19 protein-coding genes, 1 tRNA gene and 1 pseudogene are annotated in these 23,823 nt (G+C 68.6%); 11 read left to right on the forward strand and 10 right to left on the reverse strand.

Annotated features, from left to right (window positions below):
- The first annotated feature begins 107 nt into the window (after positions 1–107).
- The 3 genes from WS45_RS21805 to WS45_RS36235 all read left to right on the forward strand — a co-directional run bounded on the left by WS45_RS21805 (position 108) and on the right by WS45_RS36235 (position 2,703).
- Positions 108–1,049, forward strand: coding sequence for a LysR substrate-binding domain-containing protein (locus WS45_RS21805; protein ID WP_059701630.1), 942 nt, complete (start codon positions 108–110; stop codon positions 1,047–1,049).
- 308 nt (positions 1,050–1,357) lie between these two features.
- Positions 1,358–2,590: an MFS transporter gene (locus WS45_RS21815; protein ID WP_059701634.1), complete on the forward strand. Its 1,233-nt coding sequence runs from the start codon at positions 1,358–1,360 to the stop codon at positions 2,588–2,590.
- Positions 2,581–2,703, forward strand: coding sequence for a hypothetical protein (locus WS45_RS36235; protein ID WP_059701636.1), 123 nt, complete (start codon positions 2,581–2,583; stop codon positions 2,701–2,703). Before WS45_RS21815 ends, WS45_RS36235 begins: the two co-directional genes overlap by 10 nt.
- Positions 2,704–2,754: 51 nt before the next feature.
- On the opposite strand, the gene WS45_RS21825 is transcribed toward WS45_RS36235, so the two are convergent.
- Positions 2,755–4,233 (reverse strand): cryptochrome/photolyase family protein, encoded by a 1,479-nt coding sequence (locus tag WS45_RS21825; RefSeq protein WP_059701659.1) that lies wholly within the window; start codon positions 4,231–4,233, stop codon positions 2,755–2,757.
- A gap of 317 nt (positions 4,234–4,550) precedes the next feature.
- Here WS45_RS21825 and WS45_RS21830 point away from each other — a divergent pair, with 317 nt between their 5' ends.
- Positions 4,551–5,030, forward strand: a complete 480-nt coding sequence (locus WS45_RS21830) for an SRPBCC domain-containing protein (protein ID WP_059535703.1) — start codon at positions 4,551–4,553, stop codon at positions 5,028–5,030.
- A 66-nt stretch (positions 5,031–5,096) separates the two neighbouring features.
- Here WS45_RS21830 and WS45_RS21835 read toward each other — a convergent pair whose 3' ends face one another.
- Genes WS45_RS21835 through WS45_RS21850 form a run of 4 tightly spaced genes read right to left on the reverse strand, consistent with a single transcriptional unit; the run spans position 5,097 to position 9,232 of the window.
- Positions 5,097–6,083, reverse strand: coding sequence for a hypothetical protein (locus tag WS45_RS21835; protein WP_059701666.1), 987 nt, complete (start codon positions 6,081–6,083; stop codon positions 5,097–5,099).
- A 17-nt stretch (positions 6,084–6,100) separates the two neighbouring features.
- A complete protein-coding gene (locus WS45_RS21840) occupies positions 6,101–6,892 on the reverse strand; it encodes an SDR family oxidoreductase (protein ID WP_059701638.1) in 792 nt (263 codons plus the stop codon).
- A 40-nt stretch (positions 6,893–6,932) separates the two neighbouring features.
- A complete protein-coding gene (locus WS45_RS21845) occupies positions 6,933–8,126 on the reverse strand; it encodes a sulfotransferase family protein (RefSeq protein ID WP_059701640.1) in 1,194 nt (397 codons plus the stop codon).
- Positions 8,123–9,232, reverse strand: a complete 1,110-nt coding sequence (locus WS45_RS21850) for a DUF1214 domain-containing protein (protein ID WP_059701642.1) — start codon at positions 9,230–9,232, stop codon at positions 8,123–8,125. Before WS45_RS21850 ends, WS45_RS21845 begins: the two co-directional genes overlap by 4 nt.
- Before the next feature lie 190 nt (positions 9,233–9,422).
- Between WS45_RS21850 and cysD the strand changes: the two are divergent.
- The 5 genes and pseudogenes from cysD to WS45_RS21875 all read left to right on the forward strand — a co-directional run.
- A pseudogene (gene cysD / locus WS45_RS21855) lies at positions 9,423–10,343 on the forward strand (sulfate adenylyltransferase subunit CysD); the annotation flags it as partial.
- Entirely contained in the window at positions 10,343–12,256 is a 1,914-nt protein-coding gene (gene cysN / locus WS45_RS21860) for a sulfate adenylyltransferase subunit CysN (RefSeq protein WP_059701644.1), read from the forward strand. The pseudogene cysD and the gene cysN, both read left to right, overlap by 1 nt.
- A 122-nt stretch (positions 12,257–12,378) precedes the next feature.
- Positions 12,379–13,566 (forward strand): helix-turn-helix transcriptional regulator, encoded by a 1,188-nt coding sequence (locus tag WS45_RS21865; protein ID WP_059701646.1) that lies wholly within the window; start codon positions 12,379–12,381, stop codon positions 13,564–13,566.
- Positions 13,567–13,848: 282 nt separating this feature from the next.
- Entirely contained in the window at positions 13,849–15,210 is a 1,362-nt protein-coding gene (locus tag WS45_RS21870) for an MFS transporter (protein WP_059701648.1), read from the forward strand.
- On the forward strand, positions 15,197–16,246 hold the full coding sequence (locus WS45_RS21875) for a lactonase family protein (protein WP_059689176.1): 1,050 nt from the start codon (positions 15,197–15,199) through the stop codon (positions 16,244–16,246). The genes WS45_RS21870 and WS45_RS21875 overlap by 14 nt, the downstream gene beginning before the upstream one ends.
- A 69-nt stretch (positions 16,247–16,315) precedes the next feature.
- On the opposite strand, the gene WS45_RS21880 is transcribed toward WS45_RS21875, so the two are convergent.
- A complete protein-coding gene (locus WS45_RS21880; RefSeq protein ID WP_059535719.1) occupies positions 16,316–17,353 on the reverse strand; it encodes an AraC family transcriptional regulator in 1,038 nt (345 codons plus the stop codon).
- A gap of 226 nt (positions 17,354–17,579) precedes the next feature.
- On the opposite strand from WS45_RS21880, the gene WS45_RS21885 reads away from it, so the two are divergent.
- A complete protein-coding gene (locus WS45_RS21885; RefSeq protein WP_059701650.1) occupies positions 17,580–18,692 on the forward strand; it encodes a fatty acid desaturase in 1,113 nt (370 codons plus the stop codon).
- A gap of 44 nt (positions 18,693–18,736) precedes the next feature.
- Here WS45_RS21885 and WS45_RS21890 read toward each other — a convergent pair whose 3' ends face one another.
- Positions 18,737–19,357, reverse strand: coding sequence for an HAD family hydrolase (locus tag WS45_RS21890; protein ID WP_059535722.1), 621 nt, complete (start codon positions 19,355–19,357; stop codon positions 18,737–18,739).
- Between the two features lie 223 nt (positions 19,358–19,580).
- On the opposite strand from WS45_RS21890, the gene WS45_RS21895 reads away from it, so the two are divergent.
- Positions 19,581–19,671: transfer RNA gene (locus WS45_RS21895), tRNA-Ser, on the forward strand.
- A 563-nt stretch (positions 19,672–20,234) separates the two neighbouring features.
- Here WS45_RS21895 and WS45_RS21900 read toward each other — a convergent pair.
- The 3 genes from WS45_RS21900 to WS45_RS21910 form a co-directional block, all read right to left on the reverse strand.
- A complete protein-coding gene (locus WS45_RS21900) occupies positions 20,235–21,059 on the reverse strand; it encodes a hypothetical protein (protein WP_059596274.1) in 825 nt (274 codons plus the stop codon).
- A gap of 201 nt (positions 21,060–21,260) precedes the next feature.
- On the reverse strand, positions 21,261–23,276 hold the full coding sequence (locus tag WS45_RS21905; RefSeq protein ID WP_059701653.1) for a sodium:solute symporter family protein: 2,016 nt from the start codon (positions 23,274–23,276) through the stop codon (positions 21,261–21,263).
- A 3-nt stretch (positions 23,277–23,279) separates the two neighbouring features.
- On the reverse strand, positions 23,280–23,624 hold the full coding sequence (locus WS45_RS21910; RefSeq protein ID WP_059535728.1) for a DUF4212 domain-containing protein: 345 nt from the start codon (positions 23,622–23,624) through the stop codon (positions 23,280–23,282).
- Positions 23,625–23,823 lie beyond the last annotated feature (199 nt).

Genomic DNA, 23,823 nt, shown 5'->3' on the forward strand with positions numbered 1-23,823 from the left:
GCGGCACCGCGTCACCCGGCGCCCGCCCGATCGCCCAGCCTCCATTGAACTTGACGCGCCCGGCGTTCTCAACCAATCTTGCTGCTCCGTTCGCATGAGCCCTACGCATGTCAACGCCGCTCGTCCGTCTCCCGTCGCTGGACCTCGTGCGCGGCTTCGTCGCCGTCGGCCGCCGCATGAGCATCACGCTCGCCGCGCAGGACCTGTGCGTCACGCAGTCGGCGGTCAGCCGCCAGGTGCACGCGCTCGAGGCGCACCTCGGCGTCGCGCTGCTGCAGCGCGGCTATCGCAAGATCGCGTTCACGCCGGAAGGCGAGCGGCTGTTTCGCGCCGCCGACGCGGCGCTGCTCACCCTGCAGGACACCGTCGCGTCGCTCGCCGCCGCGCGCGAGCGCCAGCCCGTCACGATCACCGCGAGCATCGGCGTCACCGCGCTGTGGTTGCTGCCGCGGCTCGGACGCCTGCAGGCGCGCCTGCCCGACGTCGACTTGCGCGTGGCCGCGAACGACAAGGTACTCGATTTGCGCGCGGAAGGCATCGACCTCGGAATCCGCTACTGCCCGCGCGAGCGCGCGCCGGCCGGCGCACTGCACCTGTTCGACGAAGTCGTCGTGCCGGTCGCGCACCCGGCGCTGGCCGCGCGGCCCGTCACCGACGCGGCCGCGATCGCCGACCACGTGCTGCTCGAATTCGACGGGCCGCCGCAAACGCCGCTGCAATGGCGCGCGCACCTGCACGCGGCCGGGCTCGGCGACGCGCGCCCGAAGGGCGTGCTGCGCTTCAACCAGTACGACCAGGTGATCCACGCCGCGATCGCCGGCCAGGGCGTCGCGCTCGGGCGGCTCGCGCTCGTCGCGCCGATGCTCGCGGACGGCCGGCTCGCGGTGCTCGGCCCGCACTCGCAGGCGTTGTCGGATGCGTACGGCTACTGGCTGTTCCGGCACGATCCGGCGCCGCGCCGCGAAGTCGCCGACGTGCGCGACTGGATTCTCGCGGAAGCGGCCGAATGCGACGCGGCAATGCGCGCGTACGACGTAGCGCAGCGGTAAACCGCGAGCGAATTTCCGCATCGAACCGATGCCGATGCGGCGTCGCGCACGAGATGCGCGCAGCCACCGGCGATGCACTGACGCCCCGACTACACCGCATCGGCCGCGTATCACGCCGGCCGCATGCGTCGCAGCGGGTCCACGCATCCGGTGCGTACAACCTTCGCCGCCGGCATCGCCTCCGAATCGCGTCGCATTCCCCGCGCGCATGCGAACGCGACCGAATGATCGCTTGAGCGCGCCGCGAACGGATCGTCTAATCGGATCGAACGCGGCGTCGTGCCGCACGCATTCATCCGGAGACCCGCATGACCCCGATCGAACAGGACACCCGGCGCCGCTGGCTGCCGGTGCTCGCGGGCGGCCTCATCATGGGCGCCGCGCTCGGCATCCGCCACGTGCAGGGGCTGTTCCTCGCTCCCGTCACGCTCGACCACGGCTGGTCGCGCGAAGCGTTCGGCCTCGCGCTCGCGCTGCAGAACCTGATCTGGGGCATCGCGCAGCCGTTCACCGGGATGATCGCCGACCGCTTCGGGTCGGTGCGCGTGATCGTCGCCGGCATGCTGCTGTATGCGGCCGGGCTCGTCACGATGGCGTTCGCCGCGTCGGCCGGCGTATTCACGGTCGGCGCGGGACTCGTGATCGGCATCGCGCTGTCGGGGTCGGCCTTCGCGTCGATCTACGGCGCGCTGAGCCGGCTGTTTCCGCCCGACCGGCGCGGCTGGGCGCTCGGTGTCGCCGGCGCGATCGGCGGGCTCGGCCAGTTCTGCATGGTGCCGGTCGCGCAGGTGATGATCGGCGGCATCGGCTGGCAGCATGCGTTCGTCGCGCTCGCGCTCGTCGCCGGGCTGCTCGCGCCGCTCGCCGTGCTGGTGCGCGACCGGCCCGCGCAGGCCGCGAGTCGCGCGGACGGCCCCGACCAGTCGATCGGCGCGGCGGTGCGCGAAGCGTTCGCGCATCGCGGCTTCTGGCTGCTGAACGCGGGGTTCTTCGCCTGCGGGTTCCAGCTCGCGTTCATCGCGACCCACCTGCCCGCCTACCTGCTCGATCACGGCCTGCCGGCGCGCCATGCCAGCGTCGCGCTCGCGCTGATCGCGTTGACCAACGTGGCCGGCACCTACGCATGCGGCCATCTCGGCGGTCTGCTGCGGCGCAAGTATGTGCTGTCCGTGCTGTATCTCGTCCGCGCGCTGGCGATGGCCGCGTTCGTCGCCGCGCCGTTGTCGCCCGCGAGCGTCTACGTGTTCGCGGCCGTGATGGGCTTCACGTGGCTCGGCACCGTGCCGCTGACCAACGGCGTGATCTCGCAGGTGTTCGGCGTGCGCTACATCGCGACGCTGTTCGGCTTCGTCTTCTTCGGGCACCAGCTCGGCAGCTTCTTCGGTGTATGGCTCGGCGCGCTCGTCTACGACGCGACGCATTCGTATCTGCCGCTGTGGATCGGCTCGATCGCGCTCGGCGTGCTGGCCGCGCTGCTGCACCTGCCGATCGACGACGCGCGCATCGCGCGTCCGGTGCCGGGCAAGGCCGCGTGGGCGTGATGCGCGCGGCGCTGGCCGTCGGCGCGCTCGCGTTCGTCGCGTGGTGCGGCGCGGCCTATTTCGATGCTGGTATCGCGCTTGCGCTGCTCGAGCACGCGGCGTTCTGCGACTGACATGGCAAGCCGCACCGCGCGCACGGGCGTGCCGGCTGCGCTCCGCGACGTCTAGCGACGCTTCGGCAGCGTGGCCAGCGCATCGAGCGCACGCCGCCGCGCGCCGTCGTGATCGACGATCGGCGCCGGATAGTCGACGCCGAGCCGCACGCCGGCCGCCGCGAGTTCCACCGGCGACGCCTCCCACGGCGCATGGATCGTCGCCGCGTCGAGGCCCGCGAGTTCCGGCACCCAGCGGCGCACGTAGGCGCCCTGCGGATCGAACTTCCGCCCCTGCGTCATCGGATTGAAGATGCGGAAATACGGCGCGGCGTCGGCGCCGCAGCCGGCGACCCATTGCCAGTTCGCCGGGTTGTTCGCGACGTCCGCGTCGACGAGCGTGTCGTAAAACCAGCGCTCGCCGGCCCGCCAGTCGATCAGCAAATGCTTGACGAGAAACGATGCGACGACCATCCGCACCCGGTTGTGCATCCAGCCGGTCGCCCACAGCTCGCGCATCCCCGCGTCGACGAGCGGATAGCCGGTCAGCCCGCGTTGCCAGGCGCGCAGCGCGGCGGGATCGTCGCGCCACGGCATCGCGTCGAACTGCGCGCGGAAGTTGTCGGTCGCGAGCGCCGGGAAGTGATACAGCAGCACGTGGCTGAATTCGCGCCAGCCGAGCTCGCTCAGGAATTTCTCGGCGCCGGCGGCGCAGGCCGCGCCGCCCGCCTGTGCGGCCCCCTGCACCGCATGCCACACCTGGCGCGGCGACACGTTGCCGAAGCGCAGGAACGGCGACAGCCGGCTCGTCGCCGGCCGGTCGGGCCGGTCGCGCGTATCGGCATAGCCGGCCAGCGACTCGACCGAAAACGCGTCGAGCCGCGCATGCGCGCCGGCCTCGTCGGGTGCCGGCCATGCGTCGCGCAAGCCGCTCGCCCAGTCCGGCGCGCCCGGACGCAACGCGAGCGCGTCGAGCGCCAGCGCACGTTCGCGCACGCCGGCCGGCCACGGGTGAAACGCGATCCTTTCGGGCGCCGGCAACGGCGCCGCCACCGTGCGATCGCGCCGCACCGCGCGCCAGTATGCGGTGAACACCTGGAACGGCGTGCCGGCGCCCGTCAGCACGTCCCACGGCTCGTTCAGCAGGCTGCCGTTGCTGCTCTCGACCTCGAGGCCGCGCGCCTTCAGCGACGCCTTCAACGCGGCATCGGCATCGCGCTGCGGCAGCGCATAGCGGCGGTTCCAGTACACGGCCGCCGCGCCCGTGTCGTGCACGACGCGTTCGATCTCGCGCGGCGCATCGCCGCGCAGCAGCAGCAGGCGGCCGCCATGACGCGCGAGCGCCGCGTCGAGTCCGGCGAGCGCCCCGTGCAGCCACCAGCGCGCCGCGCCGCCGAGCGCGCGCCCCGCGCTTTCGCCCGTATCGTCGACGTACACGCACACGAGCGGCCGGCCCGACGCGACCGCGCGCGTCAGCGCGGGCTGGTCGGTCACGCGCAGATCGTCGCGGAACCACACGACGGCAGGAGCAACGGACGACTTCGCTGGCACGGGCACCTCGGGGCAGGAAACGGAAAGTGACCGGTATTGTCGCGGCATGGTCGCGCGATGTCGATGTCCGACGCGCAGACGGCGCACGCAAACGCGTCGCGTACCGACGCCGATGCCCCGCCGGATCGCGAGCCCGGTGAAACGCCTTAGTCCATTCCGACGATTCTTCGCCGCACGCGCCGGCCTACGCTCGATGTCGGGTTCGCCGCGATGCGCGGCACGCGCCGGCCGCCGGTCGGCCACGCGCATCGCGCGACGCATCCGCCCGGGCGCGCCCGCGGTCCCGTCCTCACCGTCAATCTCATCCGATACCCGCCATGACCAAACCCGCCAATCTCGTCACCTCGATCACCGTCGCGATCGACGCCCCCGCTGCCGTCGTCTGGGAAGTGCTGACCGACTTCCCGCGCTACGGCGAATGGAACACCTTCTGCGTCGGCCTCGAAACGACCGGCCGGATCGGCGACTTCGTGTACATGCAGGTGCGCATTCCGGGCACGGAGACGGTGATTCCCGTCAACGAAATCCTCGTCGCGTGCGAGCCCGAGCGTCTGCTGTCGTGGGAGCAGCGCCCGACCGACGACAACAAGGACGCCGCGCGCCGCGACCAGTACGTCGAAGCCGACGGCGCCGAACGCTGCCGCTACTTCACGACCGATCAGTTTCTCGGCATCAACGCGGAAACGATCATGCGCGAGCACGGCGGCTGGGTAAAACAGGGGTTCGACCAGTGCGCGCGCGACGTGAAGCGGCGCGCGGAAGCGCTGTACGCGTCGCGTCGGCGCAAAAGCGCGTGACGGAGAACGGCCGATGTGCGCGCGCCGTGGCATCGCTGCACGGCGCGCGCATCCAGGCCCCCGCGTTCAGTCGAGACGGAAGGCCGCCTCGAAACGCTCGGCGAATGCGTCGAACTCGCTTTCCGGCAGATGGTTGATACCGCCCGCGCGCTTGCGTCCGCCGCCGGTCGGGAAACCGCGGCAGAATTCGTCGGCGCCGAGCGGCCGGCCGTCGGGCACGCGCACGCTGACGACGAGCCCGCCCTGCGCACGCGGCGACAGCACCGCGAGCGCCGCATGCGGTGCATTGCGCATCCGCTCGTTCGCGAGCATCCCCGTCGCGCGCCGCGCCCACGGATGATCCGGCATCCTGATCAGCGTCGCGCCCGGCACGTCGCGCAGCGGCGCGAGCGCGCATGCACGCGCCATGTCGTCGCGATAGCCGTCGCGCAGCGCGGCGAACACCCGCGTGCCGCGCACGAAGTCGAGCGGATCCGCGCACGGCAGCATCGCATCGGCCAGCACGGCCGGATCGAAATGCAGATCGTCGACGCAGTCGCCGTATGCGTTGTAGTTCAGGTAGAGCCCGAGTTCGGCGAGCGTGCCGCGCTCGGCCTCGTCGAGCGCGTATTCGCGCGCAAGCGCGTCGCCGAGCGCCGGCAGTTCGTCGCCGAACGCCGCGACGATCGCCCAGCGCACATGGCGGCCGCCGAGATGGCGATTCACGAGCGCGCTCGTGCAGACGTCGGCGGCCGTGTCGATATACGCGTCGAAGCGCGGATCGCCCGGCAGCTCGCCCGCGAAGTGATGGTCGAAGTAGCGGACCGCCGCGCCGTCGCGCAGCAGCCGCGCGCAGGCGTCGCGGTTCTGGTCGTGCGACACGTCGAGCACGGTCACGCGGTCGCCGGCTCGCGCGTCGATTCGCTCGAGCAGCCTGATGTCGCGCTTCACGCCGGTCACGAGCGTGCCGCGTTCACCCTCCGCGAGCCGCAGTTGCTGCAGCGCGCACAGGCCGTCCGCGTCGCCGTTGAACGCGAAGAAATGTCGTCCCCGCCGGGGTTCCCGTTCCTGCATCATCCGTCGCTCCGTCCTCAGGGCATGAAGTCGCCGCCGTTCGCGTCCAGCGTCGCGCCGGTCACCGCGTTCGCGTAATCCGACGCGAGGAACAGCGCCGCGCGCGCGCAGTCGTCGTCGGTCGGCAGCTTCGCGAGCGCGATGTTCGATGCGATCGGCGCGACGATCTCCTCCTCCGTCACCCCGTACTCGGCTGCGGCCTGCCGGAAATACGTCTGCGTCGGCACGCCCCACATCCAGCCCATGTGGATGCTGTTCGCGCGGATCCCGTGCACGCCGAGCTCGCGTGCCAGGTATTTTGCCGCAACCGCGAGCGCGCCCTTCGACATAGCGTAGCCCGATTCCCCTGCAAACGGCTTGCGGGTCGCCTGCGTGTTGATCATCACGATCGCGCCGCGTTTCTGCCGCTTCATGTGCGGGACGATTTCCTGCGTGAGCGTCATCGTGCCGAACACGTTGGTGTCGAACACCGCGCGCCAGCCATCGAGATCGGCTTCCTCGACCGCCTCCGGAAACGTGCCGTGCACGAACGCGCTGTTCACCAGCGCGTCGATCCGGCCGAAGCGCTCGACCGCCTGCGTCGCGAGCTGCCGGCACTGCGCGCGCTCGGCGATGTCGGTTCGCACCTTCAGCACGTCGCACGCGACGCCGAGTGCGCGGATTCGCGTTTCCGCGTCGTCGAGCTTTTCCATCGTGCGTGCCGCGACGACCACCCCGCGCGCGCCCTCGCGTGCCGCCTCGACGGCGAGCTTCACGCCGAGCCCCGGCCCGATTCCGGAAATCACGACGATCTTGTCCTTCAGCAACATGGGTTGTCTCCTGGTTGTCGTTGGTGTCGCGGGCGCGCCGTCAGCCGGCGGCCCGCAGGTGCCGCGCGCGATACGCGGCGAAGTCGTGCGCCAGTTGCGCATCGGTGAAGCCGAAGCGCGCGATCGAATAGTCGTGCGCGGCGCGCTTGTCGCGGCCGTTGCGCGCGATCCAGTCCGTCATCGCCGCGCGCTGCCGTGCATCGAGCGGCATGCCGGCGAAGCGGTACACGGCTTGTGCGACGTCGAGCGGATTCGACACGGTGTCCTCGAAACGCACGTCGAGAAACCGCTCGGGCGGCAGCGCGTCGCGCGCCGCCATCGCCGCGCCGATCGCGCGCGCCATCCCCGCGTTCCACTGCGCGCCGACCGTGCGCGGATCGGGGTCGTCCGCGTACATCTGCCACAGAGTGTGCGCCATGCTCGCCATCGACGGAATCGTCTGCGCCGGATCGCGATGCGTGAGCACCACCTGCGCGCGCGAAAACACGCGGCACAGCACGTCGAGCGCATGCAGGTGCTGCGGCGTCTTCAGCAGCCAGCGCTCGGCCGGCGCGACGCCGCGCCGCGCCTTCTGCCACTGCAGGAACTGCAGCATCCGCTTCAGATACGTATAGACGGGCGTCAGGTCCTGCTTCGCGAGCCACGCCGTATAGCCCGGCACGTTCGCGTACGAATCCATCGCGCACACGAACGAATGCTCCATCAGCATGAACTCCTCGTCGGCGAGCATCGCGTCGAGCGGATGGATCGTCAGGATCTGCGGGATGCAGTCGATCATCGTCGCGACCTCGGACCGCGCGCGCGCGATGCGCACGGTCGGCGCGTCGAGCGTCTCGCCGGCGAGCGGCGCCGGATAACGCGTTTCCCACCACGCGGCCGAATGAAAGCGCGGGTCGACCGCGAGCAGCCGCTGCAGCAGCGTCGTGCCGGTGCGCGGCAGGCCGACGATCACGAGCGGATCGTCGATCTCGATGTCGGCGATCTCCGGATGACGACGGCAGTAATCCTCGACGACGAGCCGGTTCGCGAGTTGGCCGACGAGCTTCTCGCGCATCATCTCCGCGCCGCGCGCGGAGAGCCGCGCCTCGTCGATCAGCGATGCGCACATCACGTCGAGCGCCTCGCGATACGGGCCGTCGCCGAACGCGGCGAGGCCGCCCGCGCGCGACACGGCCTCGGCGATCAGCCCATCGGCATCGAGCAGCGTGCGGGTCCGGTCGAGCGGCGCGTTCATGCGGCCTCCTTCAGCGCGGCGAGCTTGACGACGCGCGTGCGCGGATGCGCCGGCCGCGCGGCGCCGACCCAGCGCCAGCAGATCGTGCCGGTGCGATGCCCGGCCGTATCGAGCCAGTTCGCGTCGCCCGGCCGCGACGCGGCGACCACCACCGTCACGCCGCCGTCGGCATTCAGGTGCGCGCCGTGCTTGTTCACGCAGATGTCGAAGTGCCGGTAGTCGAGCGACTCCATCCAGTAGTTGTTGAGCTGCACGTTCCAGAAGTCGCAGTCGGGCACCGTGTCGACGTCGATCACGAGCGCCTCGTCGTCGGCCAGCGACCAGCACGAGTGGTAGTAGTAGATGTTCGGATCGCCGCCGACCGACTGGCACAGCGCCTGGTCCGCGGGCGGCAGCGCGTTCACGTGCGCCCCGTAGCTCGCGGCCCAGTCGGCGAACAGCTTCGACGTCTGCTCGACGAACCGCGCGGCGCGCATGAGGCCGCCCTGCAGCACGAGCGGGTCGAGCGGCGCCGGGCGCTCGTGCGCGCCGATGCGCTCGATCTTCAGTTGCGCGGGCGTCTCCGCGCGCCGGTCGAGGAAGGTCTGGCGCACCAGCAGCGCGTTCGTATCCGGCGCCATGCGTACCCAGTTGCCCGCGCGCGGCGTCGCGCTCAGCACGATCTCGAAGCTGCCGTCCGGCGCGATCTCGAGCTGCTTCGCATCGAGAAACCCGGTCTGCAGCATCTTGCCGTCCGTCTCGTAGCCGCCCTTCTGCGTGCCGAAGCTCAGGTACGCGACCGTGCCGCGCCGCCCCGTCACGCGATAGTCGCAGCGGCCGTCGAGGCGCGCGTACTGGTACAGGTTATCGGGATTGTCGGCGCCGATCTTCGCGGTCTCGTGCGACGGCGAGAAGAAGCCGGGCCATGCGCCGTCCGCGAACTCGACGTGCATTTCGAGCGCGATGCGCAACAGCCGGCTCAGGTAGCGGAACCCTTCCGCGCGCGTGAGCGGATCGCCCGGCGCCTCGGCGCGCAGGATCTGCTGTCCGCTGCGTTTCAGGGTGTCGCAGAAATCGGCCCAGGTCTGGCCCGAAAGCAGTTGCGTGGCACGTGTGTCGTCCGTCATGTGTCGTCTCCGCCGGTGGTCGAGCGCTCACCTTAAGCGAGCGCTCCACGCGCCACTTCGTCCGGGTGGACTAAGGAAAGATCCGCTGCGCCGCCGTGCCGCGGTTTAGTCCACCCGGACGAAGAACGGCACCGCCGTCGCTCGATACCGTTGGCGTCATGCACGAAACGCCGCACATGTCGCGCGGCGCCGGCATGCAACAAGGAGACGAACGATGTTGACCCACTTGGAGCGACTGGAGGCCGAAAGCATCCACATCATGCGCGAGGTGGTCGCGGAAAGCGAAAACCCGGTGATGCTCTATTCGATCGGCAAGGACAGCTCGGTCATGCTGCATCTCGCGATGAAGGCGTTCTACCCGGCGAAGCCGCCCTTTCCGCTGCTGCACGTCGATACGACGTGGAAGTTCCGCGAGATGATCGCGTTTCGCGACGCGACCGCCGAGCGTCTCGGCCTCGACCTGCGCGTGCACGTGAACCCCGACGGCGTCGCGAACGACATCAATCCGTTCACGCACGGCTCGGCCGTGCACACCGACGTGTGGAAGACGCAAGGGCTCAAGCAGGCGCTCGACCACTACGGCTTCGACGCCGCGTTCGGCGGCGCGCGCCGCGACGAGGAGAAATCGCGCGCGAAGGAGCGCATCGTGTCGCTGCGTTCCGAGCAGCACCGCTGGGACCCGAAGCGCCAGCGGCCCGAACTCTGGTCGCTGTACAACGCGCGCAAGCGCCGCGGCGAAAGCCTGCGCGTGTTTCCGATTTCCAACTGGACCGAGCTCGACGTCTGGCAGTACATCCGGCTGCACGACATTCCGATCGTGCCGCTCTACTACGCGAAGGAGCGGCCGGTGGTCGAGCGCGACGGCGCGCTGATCATGGTCGACGACGAACGCCTGCCGCTGCGCGAAGGCGAAGTGCCGCAGCTGCGCAAGGTGCGCTTTCGCACGCTCGGCTGCTATCCGCTCACGGGCGCGATCGACAGCGATGCGAGCTCGCTCGACGAGATCCTGCAGGAGATGCGCGACACGCGCACGTCCGAGCGCCAGGGACGCCTGATCGACAGCGATTCGGCCGGCTCGATGGAAAAGAAGAAACAGGAGGGATATTTCTGATGGCACACGTTCTGACCGCGCCCGAGGCGCTCGCGCACCCGGCTCCCGTCCCGCACGCCGACGATGCCCGGACGAAAGACCTGCTGCGCTTCATCACGTGCGGCAGCGTCGACGACGGCAAGAGCACGCTGATCGGTCGCCTGCTCTACGAATCGAACATGCTGTTCGACGACCAGCTGATCCAGCTCGAAGCCGATTCGAAAAAAGTCGGCACGCAAGGCGGCGACCTCGATTTCGCGCTGCTCGTCGACGGCCTGTCGGCCGAGCGCGAACAGGGCATCACGATCGACGTCGCGTACCGCTTCTTCGCGACCGCGCGACGCAAGTTCATCGTCGCCGATACGCCCGGCCACGAGCAATACACGCGCAACATGATCACCGGCGCGTCGACCGCCGACCTCGCGGTGATCCTGATCGACGCGCGCAAGGGCGTGCTCACGCAGACGCGCCGCCACAGCCATCTCGTCGCGCTGATCGGCATCAGGCGCGTCGTGCTCGCGATCAACAAGATGGATCTGGTCGACTACGATCGCACGGTGTTCGAGCGCATCGACGCCGACTATCGCGCGTTCGCGGCCGAGCTCGGCCTCGACGAGATCGTCAGCATTCCGATGTCCGCGCTGCGCGGCGACAACGTGATCGCGTCGAGCACGCGGATGCCGTGGTACGCGGGCCCGCCGCTGATGCAGCATCTCGACACGCTGCCGCTCGTCGAGCGCGTGACGCGCGACGAACCGTTCCGCCTGCCGGTGCAATGGGTCAATCGTCCGCATCTGAACTTCCGCGGCTATGCCGGCAGCATCGCGTCCGGCGAAGTGCGCGTCGGCGAACGCGTGCGCGTGCTGCCGTCCGGCCGGGAAAGCCGCGTCGCGTCGGTGATCACGCCGGCCGGCGAAGCCGACGTCGCGCGTGCCGGCGAAGCGGTGACGCTTACGCTCGCCGACGAAATCGACATCAGCCGCGGCGACATGATCGCGCGTGCCGACGCGCCGCCGGAGGTGGCCGATCAGTTCGAGGCGACGCTCGTGTGGATGCATGACGACCCGCTGCTGCCCGGCCGGCCGTATCTCGTGAAGCTCGGCACGCAGACGGTCGGCGCGACCTGCGCGACGCCGAAGTACAAGATCGACGTGAACACGCGCGAGCATCTCGCCGCGCGCACGCTCGCGCTGAACGAGATCGGCGTGTGCAACCTGAGCTTCGACCGGCCCGTCGCGTTCGATCCGTACGACCGGAACCGTCACACGGGCGGCTTCATCGTGATCGACCGCTTCACCAACGACACGGTCGGCGCCGGGATGCTGCACTTCGCGCTGCGCCGCGCGCACAACGTGCACTGGCAGGCCGTCGACGTCGACCGCGACGCGCGCGCGGCGCAGAAGGCGCAGACGCCGCGCATCGCATGGCTGACCGGGCTGTCCGGCGCGGGCAAGTCGACGATCGCGAACCTCGTCGAGCAGCGGCTGCATGCGCTCGGCAAGCACACGTACCTGCTCGACGGCGACAACGTGCGGCACGGGCTCAACCGCGATCTCGGCTTCACCGAGGCCGATCGCGTGGAGAATATCCGGCGCGTGGCCGAAGTCGCGCGGCTGATGCTCGATGCCGGGCTCATCACGCTCGTGTCGTTCATCTCGCCGTTCCGCGCGGAACGCGACATGGCGCGCGCGCTGGTCGGTGCCGACGAGTTCGTCGAGGTGTTCGTCGACACGCCGCTCGCGGTTGCCGAGGAACGCGATCCGAAGGGGCTGTACAAGAAGGCGCGCAAGGGCGAACTGAAACACTTCACCGGCATCGACTCGCCGTACGAGCCGCCCGCGCAGCCGGAACTGCGCATCGACACGGTGGCCGAGTCGCCGGAAGCGGCGGCGGACCGCATCGTCGCGTACCTGCTGCGCGAGCGCATCGCCTGACCCTCGCCGGCCGCGTCGCACGGGCACGGCCCGCGTCGTCTACTCCGTTCGGATGACGCGGGCCGCCGGCCGGCCGGTATGCTGGGTCGGACGCATTCACCCCGCCCCAGGAGAACTCGAGCATGCGGATCGCGCTGGCGCCCGACGACACGGCCGCGCACGACGGTTTCGACGACGCGGCATGGACGGCCCGCGAACTCAGCGCGTGGCTCGGGCTCGTCTATCAGGGCCTGTCCGAAGCGACGCCGTGGGCGGGCTTTCTCGAAGCGATCCGCGTGCGGCTCGACGCGCGCTTCACGACGCTCGTGCTGCGCAACCCCGGCGGCTCGCGGCGCGGGCTCATCATCAACGCATCGGCCGACGGCCCGCTGCTGCCCGGCGAGCCGTCGTACAGCGAGCAGTTCTATGCGCTGTGCCCGTTTCTCGACCAGCCGCCCGGCCAGGTGTTCACGGCCGACGGGCTGTTCGGCGCCGCCCGCTGGCGCGCGCACGACTTCTACCGGCAGTACCTGCAGCCGCTCGACCTGCGCTTCATCCTCGGCGCGAACCTGCGCGGCGAGCGCGGCGTCGAGTGCGCGTTCTTCGTGAGCCGCCCGCATCATGCCCGCGATTTCGACGCGGCCGAACGCGCGCAGGTCGCGACGCTGCTGCCCCACCTGCAGCGCGCGATCGAGCTGCATGCGGCGCTCGACGTGCTCGACGCCGAGCGCGCGCTGTACGCGGGCACCGTCGACCGGCTCGACGTCGGCACCGCGATCCTCGACGAGGACGGCCGCGTGATCAAGCACAACCGCATCGCCGAACGGCTGATCGCGCAGCAGGACGGACTGTGCCTGCGCCAGGAGCGGCTCCACGCGTCGTGCCCGCTCGACGAGCGCCGGCTGCAGAAGGCGCTGCAGGCCGCGCTCGAGCATTTCCGCACGGGCGCGCTCGGGCGCATCGAGGCCACCACGCTGTCGCGCCCCGGCGGCGCGATGCCGTTGAACGTGCTGCTGCGCCCGCTCGCGCCCTATCGCGGCGCGGAGGACCGCCAGCACCGGCCGGCCGTCGCGGTGTTCGTCCGCGATCCGGCGTCGTCGCCGCAGACCTCGCGCGACATGCTGCACCGGCTGTTTCGCCTCACGCCGATGGAAACCGAGATCGCGCTGCTGCTCGTCGACGGCCTGACGCTCGACGAAGCGGCGGCCGCCACCGGCATCACGAAGAACACCGCCCGCGCGCACCTGCGCGGCATCTTCGCGAAGACGGGCGCCACGCGCCAGGCCGTGCTCGTGAAAATGCTGCTGAACAGCGTCGTGTCGATGGCGTAGCGGCGCCGCCCCCCCGGGGTGACGCCGCTGGCGGTACGAAGCAGTCCGCCGAGCGCCGGTTGTCGTTCGTCTGGCCGCCGCCCATGTCATACGTCATCAGATGTGACAAGGGCTGATGGAATGCTCATGATATCGCCCAATATTTGCACATTTTCCGGGTAAACCCGCGACGCCATCGCAGAATCTCAGGCGTACCATGTCATACGACGACATACTACTTAGATCACCACCCGACGCCGACGCGGGCCGCCGCCCTCGTCCGCTGCCCGACCGGAGACTCCCTTGACCACGCCTGCCCTGCCCGGCCGCGACCCGCTCGCGTCCGCCGTCTCGAAAGTGAAATGGCACGTGCTGCCGCTCGTGCTGATCATGTTCATCGCGAACTACATCGACCGCGTGAACGTCGGCTTCGTCGATCGCCACCTGGAAGCGTCGATCGGTATCGGCGCGGCCGCGTACGGGCTCGGTGCCGGCCTGTTCTTCGTCGGCTACGCGCTGTTCGAGGTGCCGTCCAACCTGCTGATGCAGCGCTACGGCGCGCGCATCTGGCTCGCGCGGATCATGGCGACGTGGGGCATCGTCGCCGCCGCGATGGCGTTCGTGTGGAACGACACGTCGTTCTACGTGCTGCGCTTCCTGCTCGGCGCGGCCGAGGCCGGCTTCTTCCCCGGCGTCGTGCTGTACCTGTCGCAATGGCTGCCGCCGCAGGAGCGCGGCAAGGCGATGGCGATCTTCCTCGGCGGCTCCGCGTTCGCGTCGGTGCTGTCCGGGCCCGTCACCGGCGCGCTGCTGTCGATCCACGGCTTCGGCCTGCAAGGCTGGCAGTGGATGTTCCTGATCGAAGGGATGTTCTCGGTCGCGCTGTGCGGCGCGAGCTGGCTGCTGCTGAAGTCGCACATCCGCGACGCGACGTGGCTCACCGCCGACGAACGCGCGGCGCTCCAGAACGCGCTCGATGAAGAACGCGCGACCCGCGACGTGCGCTCGAAAGTGCACGTATCCGCCGCCACGCTGCTGCGCGACCCGCAGATCATGCTGTTCTGCTTCCTGTATTTCGCGATCCAGCTGACGATCTATGCGGCCACCTTCTGGCTGCCGACCATCATCCGCAAGATGGGCGGCCTCACCGATTTCCAGGTCGGCCTCTACAACACGATTCCGTGGATGATCGCGATCGGCGCGATGTACGGCTTCGCGGTGCTGTCCGCGAAGTGGAAGCATCCGCAGCGCTGGCTGTCGTTCGCGCTCGTGCTCGCCGCGTGCGGGCTGTTCGCGTCGACGTCGCACGATCCCGTCTGGTCGTTCGCGTCGATCTGCTTCGCCGCGCTCGGCTTCAAGGCCGCGGCGTCGCTGTTCTGGCCGATCCCGCAGGGCTACCTCGACACGCGCGTGGCCGCCGCCGTGATCGCGCTGATCAACTCGGTCGGCAACCTCGGCGGCTTCGTCGCGCCAACGGCCTTCGGCTATCTGAAGCAACATACGGGTTCGATCACGGGCGGCCTCTATGCGCTCGCGATCGCCTCCCTCGTCGCCGCAGTCGCCGCGCTGCTCGCCCGCACGCATCGGCGCAGCGATCCGCCGCGCGGCCTGCCGGCCGACGAGTCCTTCACGAACACCACCATGCTCCGTCATGCCGAACACTGACCGCCTGACCGTCGTCGTCTCGAATGCCGTCGACGGCGACCTCGCCACGTTCTCGCTCACGTCCGACGGCGCGCTCGCGCCGCTCGCCCGCTACCCGGCCGGCGACGTCGCGATGCCGGTCGCCGTGCAGCCCGATCGTGCGCGGCTGTACGTCGCGACGCGCGGCGCGGCGCCGACGATCGTCGCATTCCGCGTCGCGACGGGCACCGGCGCGCTCGCCCGCATCGGCGCGACCGCGATCGACGCGAGCCACGCGTACCTGTCGCTCGATCGCAGCGGCCGCTGGCTGCTCGGCGCGTCGTACGGCGGCAACGCGCTGAGCCTCTACGACGCCGCGCGCGTGCGCGACGGCGACGGCGAGCCGCTGCAGGTCGCGGACGGCATCGCGAACGCGCATGCCGTCGTCGTATCGCCGGACAATCGGTTCGCATACGTGAGCTCGCTCGGCTCGGACCGGATCTTCACGTTCGCGCTGGTCGAGAATGCCGGCGGCCTGCGCGCGGTCGAGCACGGTGAAACGCGCGTGCCGGGCGGCTTCGGCCCGCGTCACCTGCGCTTCGCGCGCGACGGCCGCACGCTCGTCGCGGTCAGCGAATTCCAGGCCACGCTCGCGGCCTTCCCGCGCGACGTCGACAGCGGCCGCCTCGGCGACGCACAGGTCAGCGCGCGTCACCCGGCCGTCGCCGACCTCGCACAAGGCCATGCGCGCCCGCCCGCGCCGACCGAACCCGCCGTGTGGGCCGCCGATCTCCACCTGACGCCCGACGAGCGCTTCGCGTATGTCAGCGAACGCACGTCGAGCCAGTTGCTCTGCTATCGCCGCCATCCGGACGGCACCTTCGAACCCGCGCACGCGACGGCCACCGAAACGCAGCCGCGCGGCTTCGCGATCGATCCGTCGGGACGTTGGCTCGTCGCGTGCGGCGAGCAGTCGGAATACGTGTCGGTCTACGCGATCGCGCCAGGCGACGGCACGCTGTCGTTGCATGCGCGCGTGCCGGGCGGTCGCGGGGCGAACTGGGTTGCGATCGTCTGACGGGTCGAATGACCGATGGATCGATGCAGGGCGCACGACCGACTCCGGCCCGCGCCGCCCTGCGCGCCGTCAGCGCCGCTCGCTCGGCGCGACGCCGGTCCAGCGCTTGAACGCGCGCGTGAAATTGGCGCGGTCGGTATAGCCGACCCGCGCCGCGATCTCGTCGACCGGCAGGCGCGTGCCCTCGAGCAACCGGAGCGCATCGCGCAGCCGGATCTCGTCGAGCAGCGCCGAATAGGTCGCGCCGAATTCCGCGAGCTTGCGTTTCAGCGTGCGCGCCGACACGTGCAGCTCGCGCGCGACTTCGTCCACCGACGGATAACCGGCGTCGCCGCAGATCAGCAGGTTGCGCACGCGCTCGACGATGCTTTCCGCATAGCCGAGCCGCGCGAGCTCGGCCTCGCATTGCTGGACGATCATCTGCGCGGTCTGCGCGTTCGCGGTGCCGATCGGCTCGTCGAGCAGCGCGGCGTCGCAGCGGATGCGGTTCGCGCTCGCGTCGAAATGACAGCGCGGCAGCCGCGCGCGATAGCGCTCGAACCACGGCGGTTCGGGCCATTCGAAATGCAGCTCCGCGCGCGACTGCAGCGTGCGACCCGGCGCGGGATCGAGCAGCGAGTTGAACAGGATCGCCGTCTCGACCAGGAAATTTTCCACCGCGAACTGGCGCAGCCGGCCGAGCGGAAACGCCTCGAGCACGTCGATATCGACGATCCCGTCGCGCTGCGCGAGCCGCACCGAAAAGAACGGCACGCGCGTCGGCAGATAGCGGATCCCGAGCGCGATCGCCTCGCCGAGCGTCGCGCAACTCATCAGCCCGAAGCCGATCAGCCCGGATTTCGTGAGACTGCTGCGCAGGCCGATCTCGATCGCGATCGACGGATCGTCCGTCGCCTCGAGCAGGTTGAACACGATCGCCGCCTGTTGCAGCGGCGTGATGCGCGCGTCGGGCCGGGCAAGCCGGTCGCGCTCGACGCCCGACCCGGCGAGAATCCGGCCGCCGTCGATGCCGCGCTCCTCGGCGAGCATCAGCATGAACAGCGCATACGCGGACGATACCGTCGCCTTGTTCAGCTGGCGCGCGGCATCCGGAACGGACAAGGCCATGCGGCGGACTCCGGAGCGGTTTCGGCGGATTGTAGCGTCGCTGGCCCGCAATGACACCACGGCGGCACTCTAGCCGCATGACGCCGCAGCGCGGGCCGGCGGGCAGGCCCATGTGGCCCGAAATGACACCATGATTGGCACCGGCGGCCCTCGCATGCGCCACGACGCGCACCTATGCTTGTCACATCGGCATTGCGCCCCACTCTTTCCGCACGGATTCCGGTCGATGAGCCAATCTGCACGAACCGTCTTTCGCCACGACGCCGACAAGGTCGCGTACGTCCGCCGCGAGGTCAACGCCGCGAGCGACGCGATCCGCGCGCGCTTTCCGTTGCTCGACAACCAGAACCTCGTCGGCGCGACCGTGATGGCCGTGTCGGTGAGCGCGATGCTCGCGATCGCCTGGCTGTATGCGCGCGGCGCGATCGCGTGGTACGTCGCGCTGCCGCTCGCCGCGTTCGTCACGTCGCTGATCCACGAGCTCGAGCACGACCTGATCCACCTGATGTACTTCAAGAAGACGCCGTGGGCCTATCACCTGATGATGGCGCTGTGCTGGCTCACGCGGCCGGGCACGATCAACCCGTGGACGCGCCGGCGCATGCACCTGCATCACCACAAGGTGTCGGGCGGCGAATCGGATCTCGAGGAATTCGGCATCACCAACGGCGAACGCTGGGGCGTGAAGCGGCTGCTGATGATCGCGGACGGGATGCTCGCCGTCGTGCTGCGGCCGCATGCGATGCGCCGCAAGGTCAAGCAATACGTGGCCGCGCAGCCGGTGCAGGATGCGGCCGAACGCGTGCAACTGCGCATCGAGCAGGTGTCGTCCTACATGCCGATCGGTCACCTGTACTACGCGCTGTGGCACGCGTTCATCGTCTATCACGCCGGCCTGTTCGCGCTGCACGCGCTCGGCTATGCGGTGACCGTGCCGGCCGTCGTCGAGCGCGTGATGCACGTCGTCGATTTCCTCGCGGTCGTGTGGCTCGGGCCGAACTTCGTGCGCAGCTTCTGCATCAACTTCGTCAGCTCGAACATGCATTACTTCGGCGACATCGATTCGCGCAACGTGATCCAGCAGACGCAGGTGCTGAATCCGTGGTGGATGCTGCCGTTCCAGCTGTTCTGCTTCAACTTCGGCAGCACGCACGCGATCCATCACTTCGTGGTGCGCGATCCGTTCTACATCCGGCAGCTCACCGCGCGCACCGCGCATCAGGCACTGCGTGAAGTCGGCGTGCGCTTCAACGACGTCGGCACGTTCAGGCGTGCGAATCGGTGGGGCGCGTATCGTCCGGCGCGCGGTGAGCGCGGCACGCGGCGGGCCGACGCTTGACGGCAGCGCGCGGCGTCGCTCGTCGCGCCGGTCCCGTTAGTCCATCAGTCGCCGATCGGCGGCATCGGCCCCTGCCCGCGGATCCACGCCCAGTTCGCGAGTTCGGCCATTTCCTTGTCGCCGCGGCTGTCGCCGTAGGCGAAGAGCTTCGCGGGCAGCCGGTTGCCCCACCAGCCGCGCAAGCGCACGACCTTCTGCGGGCCCCAGCAGTTCTCGCCGTTCAGTCGTCCGGTGAACGTGCCGCGCTCGAACGCGAGGCGCGTCGCGAGCACCGTGTCGATGCCGGCCGTCTTCGCCCACTTCTCCAGATACAGCGACGGCGACGCGCTGACCAGCACGACTTCATGCCCGCGCGCCTGATGCTCGCGCACCCGTTCCAGCATGTCCGGGCGCACGAGGTTCGGCAGGTAGCCGTCGACGAAGCTGCGCGCCAATCCGTCGAGCGCGTCCTCGCGGATCGGCCCGAGCGCGAACCACGCGAACTTCGCTTTCGCATCGCCGCGCGACAACAGGCCCGCCTTCATCGCGACGATCCACGGCAACGCGCGCAGCCCGGCCCATGCGAAACGCGGCGTACCGACCGCGTAGCGGACGAAATGGCGAAAGCTGTCGGTGGTGGTGATGGTGCCGTCGAAATCGAATGCGGCGACGATGCGGTCGGTCATGGAGAGGCGGGAAAGCGGTGACATGCCCGGGAAGATAGCAGACTCGCGGTGCCGTGGGTCCCGGCACGGGCGTGAATGGGGACGCGGTTCTTCTGCGCGGCCACATTCGAAACGACGCAGGGCCGCCTTGCGAGCCGCGGGAGGCGGCTTCCCGGCCGATTTTGGCGAATCGCCAAAGGGAGTGGCGACCATCCGCCAGAGTTTGCTATACTCTTGGTCTTCCGGAGAGATGGATGAGTGGTTTAAGTCGCACGCCTGGAAAGCGTGTATAGGTTAATCGCCTATCGGGGGTTCGAATCCCCCTCTCTCCGCCAGAACACTAGCAAAGACGGGCCTCTCGGCCCGTTTTTCATTTGTACCCGCCAATCGTCGGCGCGGCTCTCGTTGCTCAAGTGGCACTCGTCGTGAGCAACTACTTTCCTCTCGATTTCCTCCCTCTGCGTCGGTACGATCTCCACCATCATCGAGACCATGCGGGGAAACCATGGGCGTCTACGAGCAAATTCAGAAGCTCGCATACGAGCGAACTAGACGCGTGATGCAGTCGTGCTGGATTGCGCACGTCAAGGAACTGAACCGCCTTTCGTTGCGTACGACTCGATCGGAGCCCCGCAAGAAACCGTGCCCGCCCCGTTATCGGGAGGTCATCGAAGCCGCTTTGCGCGAGCTCGGGATTTTGCACTCGCCACCAACAGGGGAGACGATATGCCAACCAAGCGAGTTTCCCCGCGGGTATCCATCACCTGTTCCGCGCCCGTGTACTGAGGCTTGATAAGAGATTCACTTTCTTCTCGTTGTTCACTTGTACCCTCCGACGGTTGGAGGCCGTTAAGCGCAGTTGGCGTAATCTTGCAGCTCATTTTCCTGCCACCGTCGCTTAATAGCAGTTCGTGTTCGTGATAGTACCCATTTGTGTCGAAGTGCAGTGGACGTTGTTCAGCCGCACGGTGCGAGGCTGGCGCGCGTTGACCACGTGCATGTAATTGGCCCACGCGTTGAGATTGGTCGCAAACTGCTGGTTAGCTATCTGTTGCGCTTGAAGCTGACGGTCTTGGTCCTGAATCAGTCGGGCTTCTCGATACTGCCGGTCGACATCAACGGCTGCTTTACCGATCTCGTATCGACGCTGCGCGAACTCTCCGTAAGTGAGTTTCTGCTGATAGAGCGCAACGACCAGCTCGCTTACTTTTGCTTCAGCCTCAGTTCCGAACGCAATCTCTTGGCGGATGAATGACAGGTCCAGTGGTGTCGCATTCGGGGGAATGACGTCGACTGTTCGTTCGCGCTCCATGCACGCATCTCGCAGTTTTGCCCACTTTGCAATAAGCGGCCGTTCCATCGCTGTCGGAAAGGCATCTAGTGACGCGTACTGGAACGGAGGTGGCTCGTCCAGCTTTCGCGAAAATTCAACCTTGTCGCGAATGGGGTCGAGCTCCGGCGTCGACATGTCGGCTGTGCACTTCTTGTGTACGGCATCGAACTGCGCGACAAGCGCATCGTGCTGCGCCTGAGCGGCGTCGGCAGCTTCCTTGCGATGCAGACTCCCCCCGCCGTTCGCATATCCCCGCGTGCCGGGCAGACAGTCGGCCCACGGTATCCCGAGTGCGCAATCCGCCGGATGATTTGCGAAACCCGGCCCCACACTACTGCAGCCGCCGACCAGAGTCAGAACCACTGGAACGGCAATTACCTTCTTGTTCATGATGTGGCCCCCCGAGGTGCCGTCTACTGTATCGCTTCTGTCATGCGGCCATATCGAATGTCCTACGATACCCCGAGGGCATGGCGGGTACGCAACGACGACCCTCTCTCCGCCAGGACACATGAAGCCCCTTGATTTCCCTGAGAAATCAAGGGGCTTTTCTTTTTCCCGCCGCGATGTCCCGCATCCGGCGCCTGCGCGTCACGGATGCCGAATGTAATCCACCAGCGCCCTCGTATATTCATCCGGCTGTCGATCGAGCAAACTCACCGCGATCGCCACCGCGAACCCCGCCGGCACGCCGAACACGCCTGAACTGATCGGCTCGATCCCGAACCACGTGCGCCCCGCGAACCCGGTCAGCTGCGTGAAGTACGGATACGTCGACACGATGTAGTACACGCACACCGCCAACCCCGTCACCATCCCGGCGATCGCCCCGCGCGTCGTCGTGCGCTTCCAGAACACCCCGAGCACCAGCACCGGAAAGAAGCTCGACGCCGCGAGCGAAAACGCCGCCCCGACCAGAAACAGAATCTTCCCCGTATTGAGCGACGCGACATACGACGCGAACAGCGCGACGCCAAGCAGCAAGACCTTCGAGATCGTCACGCGCCGCTGGCTCGACGCATCCGGCGCGACCATGCAGTAATAGACGTCGTGCGACAACGCATTCGCGATCGTCAGCAGCAACCCGTCCGCGGTCGACAGCGCCGCGGCCAGCGCTCCGGCCGCGATCAGCCCCGACACGACATACGGCAGCCCCGCGATCTCCGGCGCGGCCAGCACGACCATGTCCGGCTGCATCTGGATTTCCGACCAGTGCACGATGCCGTCGCGAATCACCTCGACGACGCTGATCAGGTCCGGTTCGAAGTGGTGCCACTGCGTGACCCACGCGGGCAGCTCGGCGATCGGCCGCCCGACGAGGCTGGTGAGAATCTCGTACTTGATCATCACCGCGAGCACCGGCACGCTCAGGTAGAACAACGCGATGAAGAACAGCGTCCAGCCGACCGAGCGCCGGGCCGATGCGACCGACGTCGTCGTGTTGTAGCGCGTGAGGATATGCGGCAGGCTCGCGGTGCCAAGCGACAGGCACAGCAGCAGCGCGAGGAAATTCCGCTCGCGCGGCTTGCGGTCGTCGTCGTTCGCCGCGGGAAACGGCTCGTGCATCGGCACGGGTGGCTCGGCGCGTGCCAGCAGATCGTCGCGCGCCTGGGTCCAGGTCACGCGCGCCGCCGTCGGGTCGCGCGGGAAGTCGGCCAGCTCGCGCTCGCGCTGATTGATCTCGCGCAGCGGCCCGTTGTGGCGCCGCAGGTCCGCAAGCTGGTCGACGAGTTGCCGGCGCGCGTCCGCATACGATGTGGGCAAGCGATCGAGCTGCGCCTGCACGACCGCGGCCTGCCGGCGATACGCATCGCGCACCTGCTGCTCCTCGGCCGCGTCGCGCAGTTGCGCCTCGCGCGCCGCCACGCGTTCCATCAGCTTGCCGTAATTGAATTGCGGCACCGGTCCGAGGCCGTTCTTCATCGCGATCAGCGACACGGGAATCAGGATCGCGCTGATCAGGATGATGTACTGCGCGACCTGCGTCCACGTGACCGCGCGCATCCCGCCGAGAAACGAGCACACGAGAATGCCCGCGAGCCCGCAGAAGATCCCGATCGCGAAGTCGACGCCGATGAAGCGCGTCGCGATCAGCCCGATCCCCTGAATCTGCGCGACCAGGTAGACGAACGAGCACAGGATCGCGGCGCCGGCCGCGAGCGCGCGCACGGCGGTGCTCGAAAAGCGCGTGCCGAGGAAATCGGGAATCGTGTAGCGCGCGAGCTTGCGCACGTACGGCGCGAGCAGGAACGCGACGAGGCAGAACCCGCCCGTCCACCCCATCACGTACGCGAGCGCGTCGTAGCCGGTTGCGTAGAGCGAGCCGGCGAGACCGATGAACGACGCCGCCGACAGCCAGTCGGCCGCCGTCGCCATCCCGTTGAACGCGGACGGCACGCGCCGCCCGGCCACGTAGTATTCGACGAGATCGGACGTACGCGACAGCAGCCCGATCACCGCATACACGGCAATCGGCACGAACAGGAACACGTAGCCGATCCACACGCCGGAACCGGTCGCGCGCTCGATCCGCCACAGCAGCAGCACGAACCCGAGAAAGCCGAGCGTGTAAAGCGCGTACGCGCGAATCAGTCGATGCGTCAGCATGGATCAGCGGGCATGGTGAGCATTGCCCGCCTGCGCCGCATGTTCGTCGTACGCGCGCCGCAGCACGCGGTCCGCGCGCTGCATCAGGCCGATGTAGACGACGATCAGCACGAGATACACGAGAATCGCGCCCTGCGCGCCGACATAGAACGGCAGGCTGAAACCGGCGAAGCGGATGCCCGCGAGCGCGGGCGCGAAGAACGGCACGACGAACGACACCGTGAAGCCGATCGCCATCAGCACCACGATCAGCACGACGTTGAAACGCCAATAGCGCGCATGGGCACGCGCGAGCGGCTCGGGAACGGGCGGCGGCGCGGCGGGCGCCGGACGGGACGGAACGGTCATGCCGTTATTTAGCAAAAAGCCCCTGCGCGGGCAATCGGGATTGCCGCGCAGGGGCTCGTGCGCGCAACGTGCGCAACAGGCGCGGTCAGCGCACTTCGGCGAGCTGCTCGAGGATCGCCGGGTTCTCGAGCGTGGACGTGTCCTGCGTGATCGCCTCGCCCTTGGCGAGCGAGCGCAACAGGCGCCGCATGATCTAGTC

This window comes from Burkholderia sp. RF2-non_BP3, from assembly GCF_001522185.1.
Taxonomy (GTDB): Bacteria; Pseudomonadota; Gammaproteobacteria; order Burkholderiales; family Burkholderiaceae; genus Burkholderia; species Burkholderia diffusa.

What these genes read in the sequence shown, in the direction of transcription:
- cysN (WP_059701644.1), top strand. Translation starts at nt 10,343, where the DNA reads ATGGCACACGTTCTGACCGCGCCCGAGGCGCTCGCGCACCCGGCTCCC.
- WS45_RS21845 (WP_059701640.1), bottom strand. Translation starts at nt 8,126, where the DNA reads ATGAACGCGCCGCTCGACCGGACCCGCACGCTGCTCGATGCCGATGGG.
- WS45_RS21815 (WP_059701634.1), top strand. Translation starts at nt 1,358, where the DNA reads ATGACCCCGATCGAACAGGACACCCGGCGCCGCTGGCTGCCGGTGCTC.
- WS45_RS21875 (WP_059689176.1), top strand. Translation starts at nt 15,197, where the DNA reads ATGCCGAACACTGACCGCCTGACCGTCGTCGTCTCGAATGCCGTCGAC.
- WS45_RS21835 (WP_059701666.1), bottom strand. Translation starts at nt 6,083, where the DNA reads ATGCAGGAACGGGAACCCCGGCGGGGACGACATTTCTTCGCGTTCAAC.
- WS45_RS21805 (WP_059701630.1), top strand. Translation starts at nt 108, where the DNA reads ATGTCAACGCCGCTCGTCCGTCTCCCGTCGCTGGACCTCGTGCGCGGC.
- WS45_RS21830 (WP_059535703.1), top strand. Translation starts at nt 4,551, where the DNA reads ATGACCAAACCCGCCAATCTCGTCACCTCGATCACCGTCGCGATCGAC.
- WS45_RS21905 (WP_059701653.1), bottom strand. Translation starts at nt 23,276, where the DNA reads ATGCTGACGCATCGACTGATTCGCGCGTACGCGCTTTACACGCTCGGC.
- WS45_RS21890 (WP_059535722.1), bottom strand. Translation starts at nt 19,357, where the DNA reads ATGACCGACCGCATCGTCGCCGCATTCGATTTCGACGGCACCATCACC.
- WS45_RS21850 (WP_059701642.1), bottom strand. Translation starts at nt 9,232, where the DNA reads ATGACGGACGACACACGTGCCACGCAACTGCTTTCGGGCCAGACCTGG.
- WS45_RS21900 (WP_059596274.1), bottom strand. Translation starts at nt 21,059, where the DNA reads ATGAACAAGAAGGTAATTGCCGTTCCAGTGGTTCTGACTCTGGTCGGC.
- WS45_RS21880 (WP_059535719.1), bottom strand. Translation starts at nt 17,353, where the DNA reads ATGGCCTTGTCCGTTCCGGATGCCGCGCGCCAGCTGAACAAGGCGACG.
- WS45_RS21885 (WP_059701650.1), top strand. Translation starts at nt 17,580, where the DNA reads ATGAGCCAATCTGCACGAACCGTCTTTCGCCACGACGCCGACAAGGTC.
- WS45_RS21910 (WP_059535728.1), bottom strand. Translation starts at nt 23,624, where the DNA reads ATGACCGTTCCGTCCCGTCCGGCGCCCGCCGCGCCGCCGCCCGTTCCC.
- WS45_RS21865 (WP_059701646.1), top strand. Translation starts at nt 12,379, where the DNA reads ATGCGGATCGCGCTGGCGCCCGACGACACGGCCGCGCACGACGGTTTC.
- WS45_RS21840 (WP_059701638.1), bottom strand. Translation starts at nt 6,892, where the DNA reads ATGTTGCTGAAGGACAAGATCGTCGTGATTTCCGGAATCGGGCCGGGG.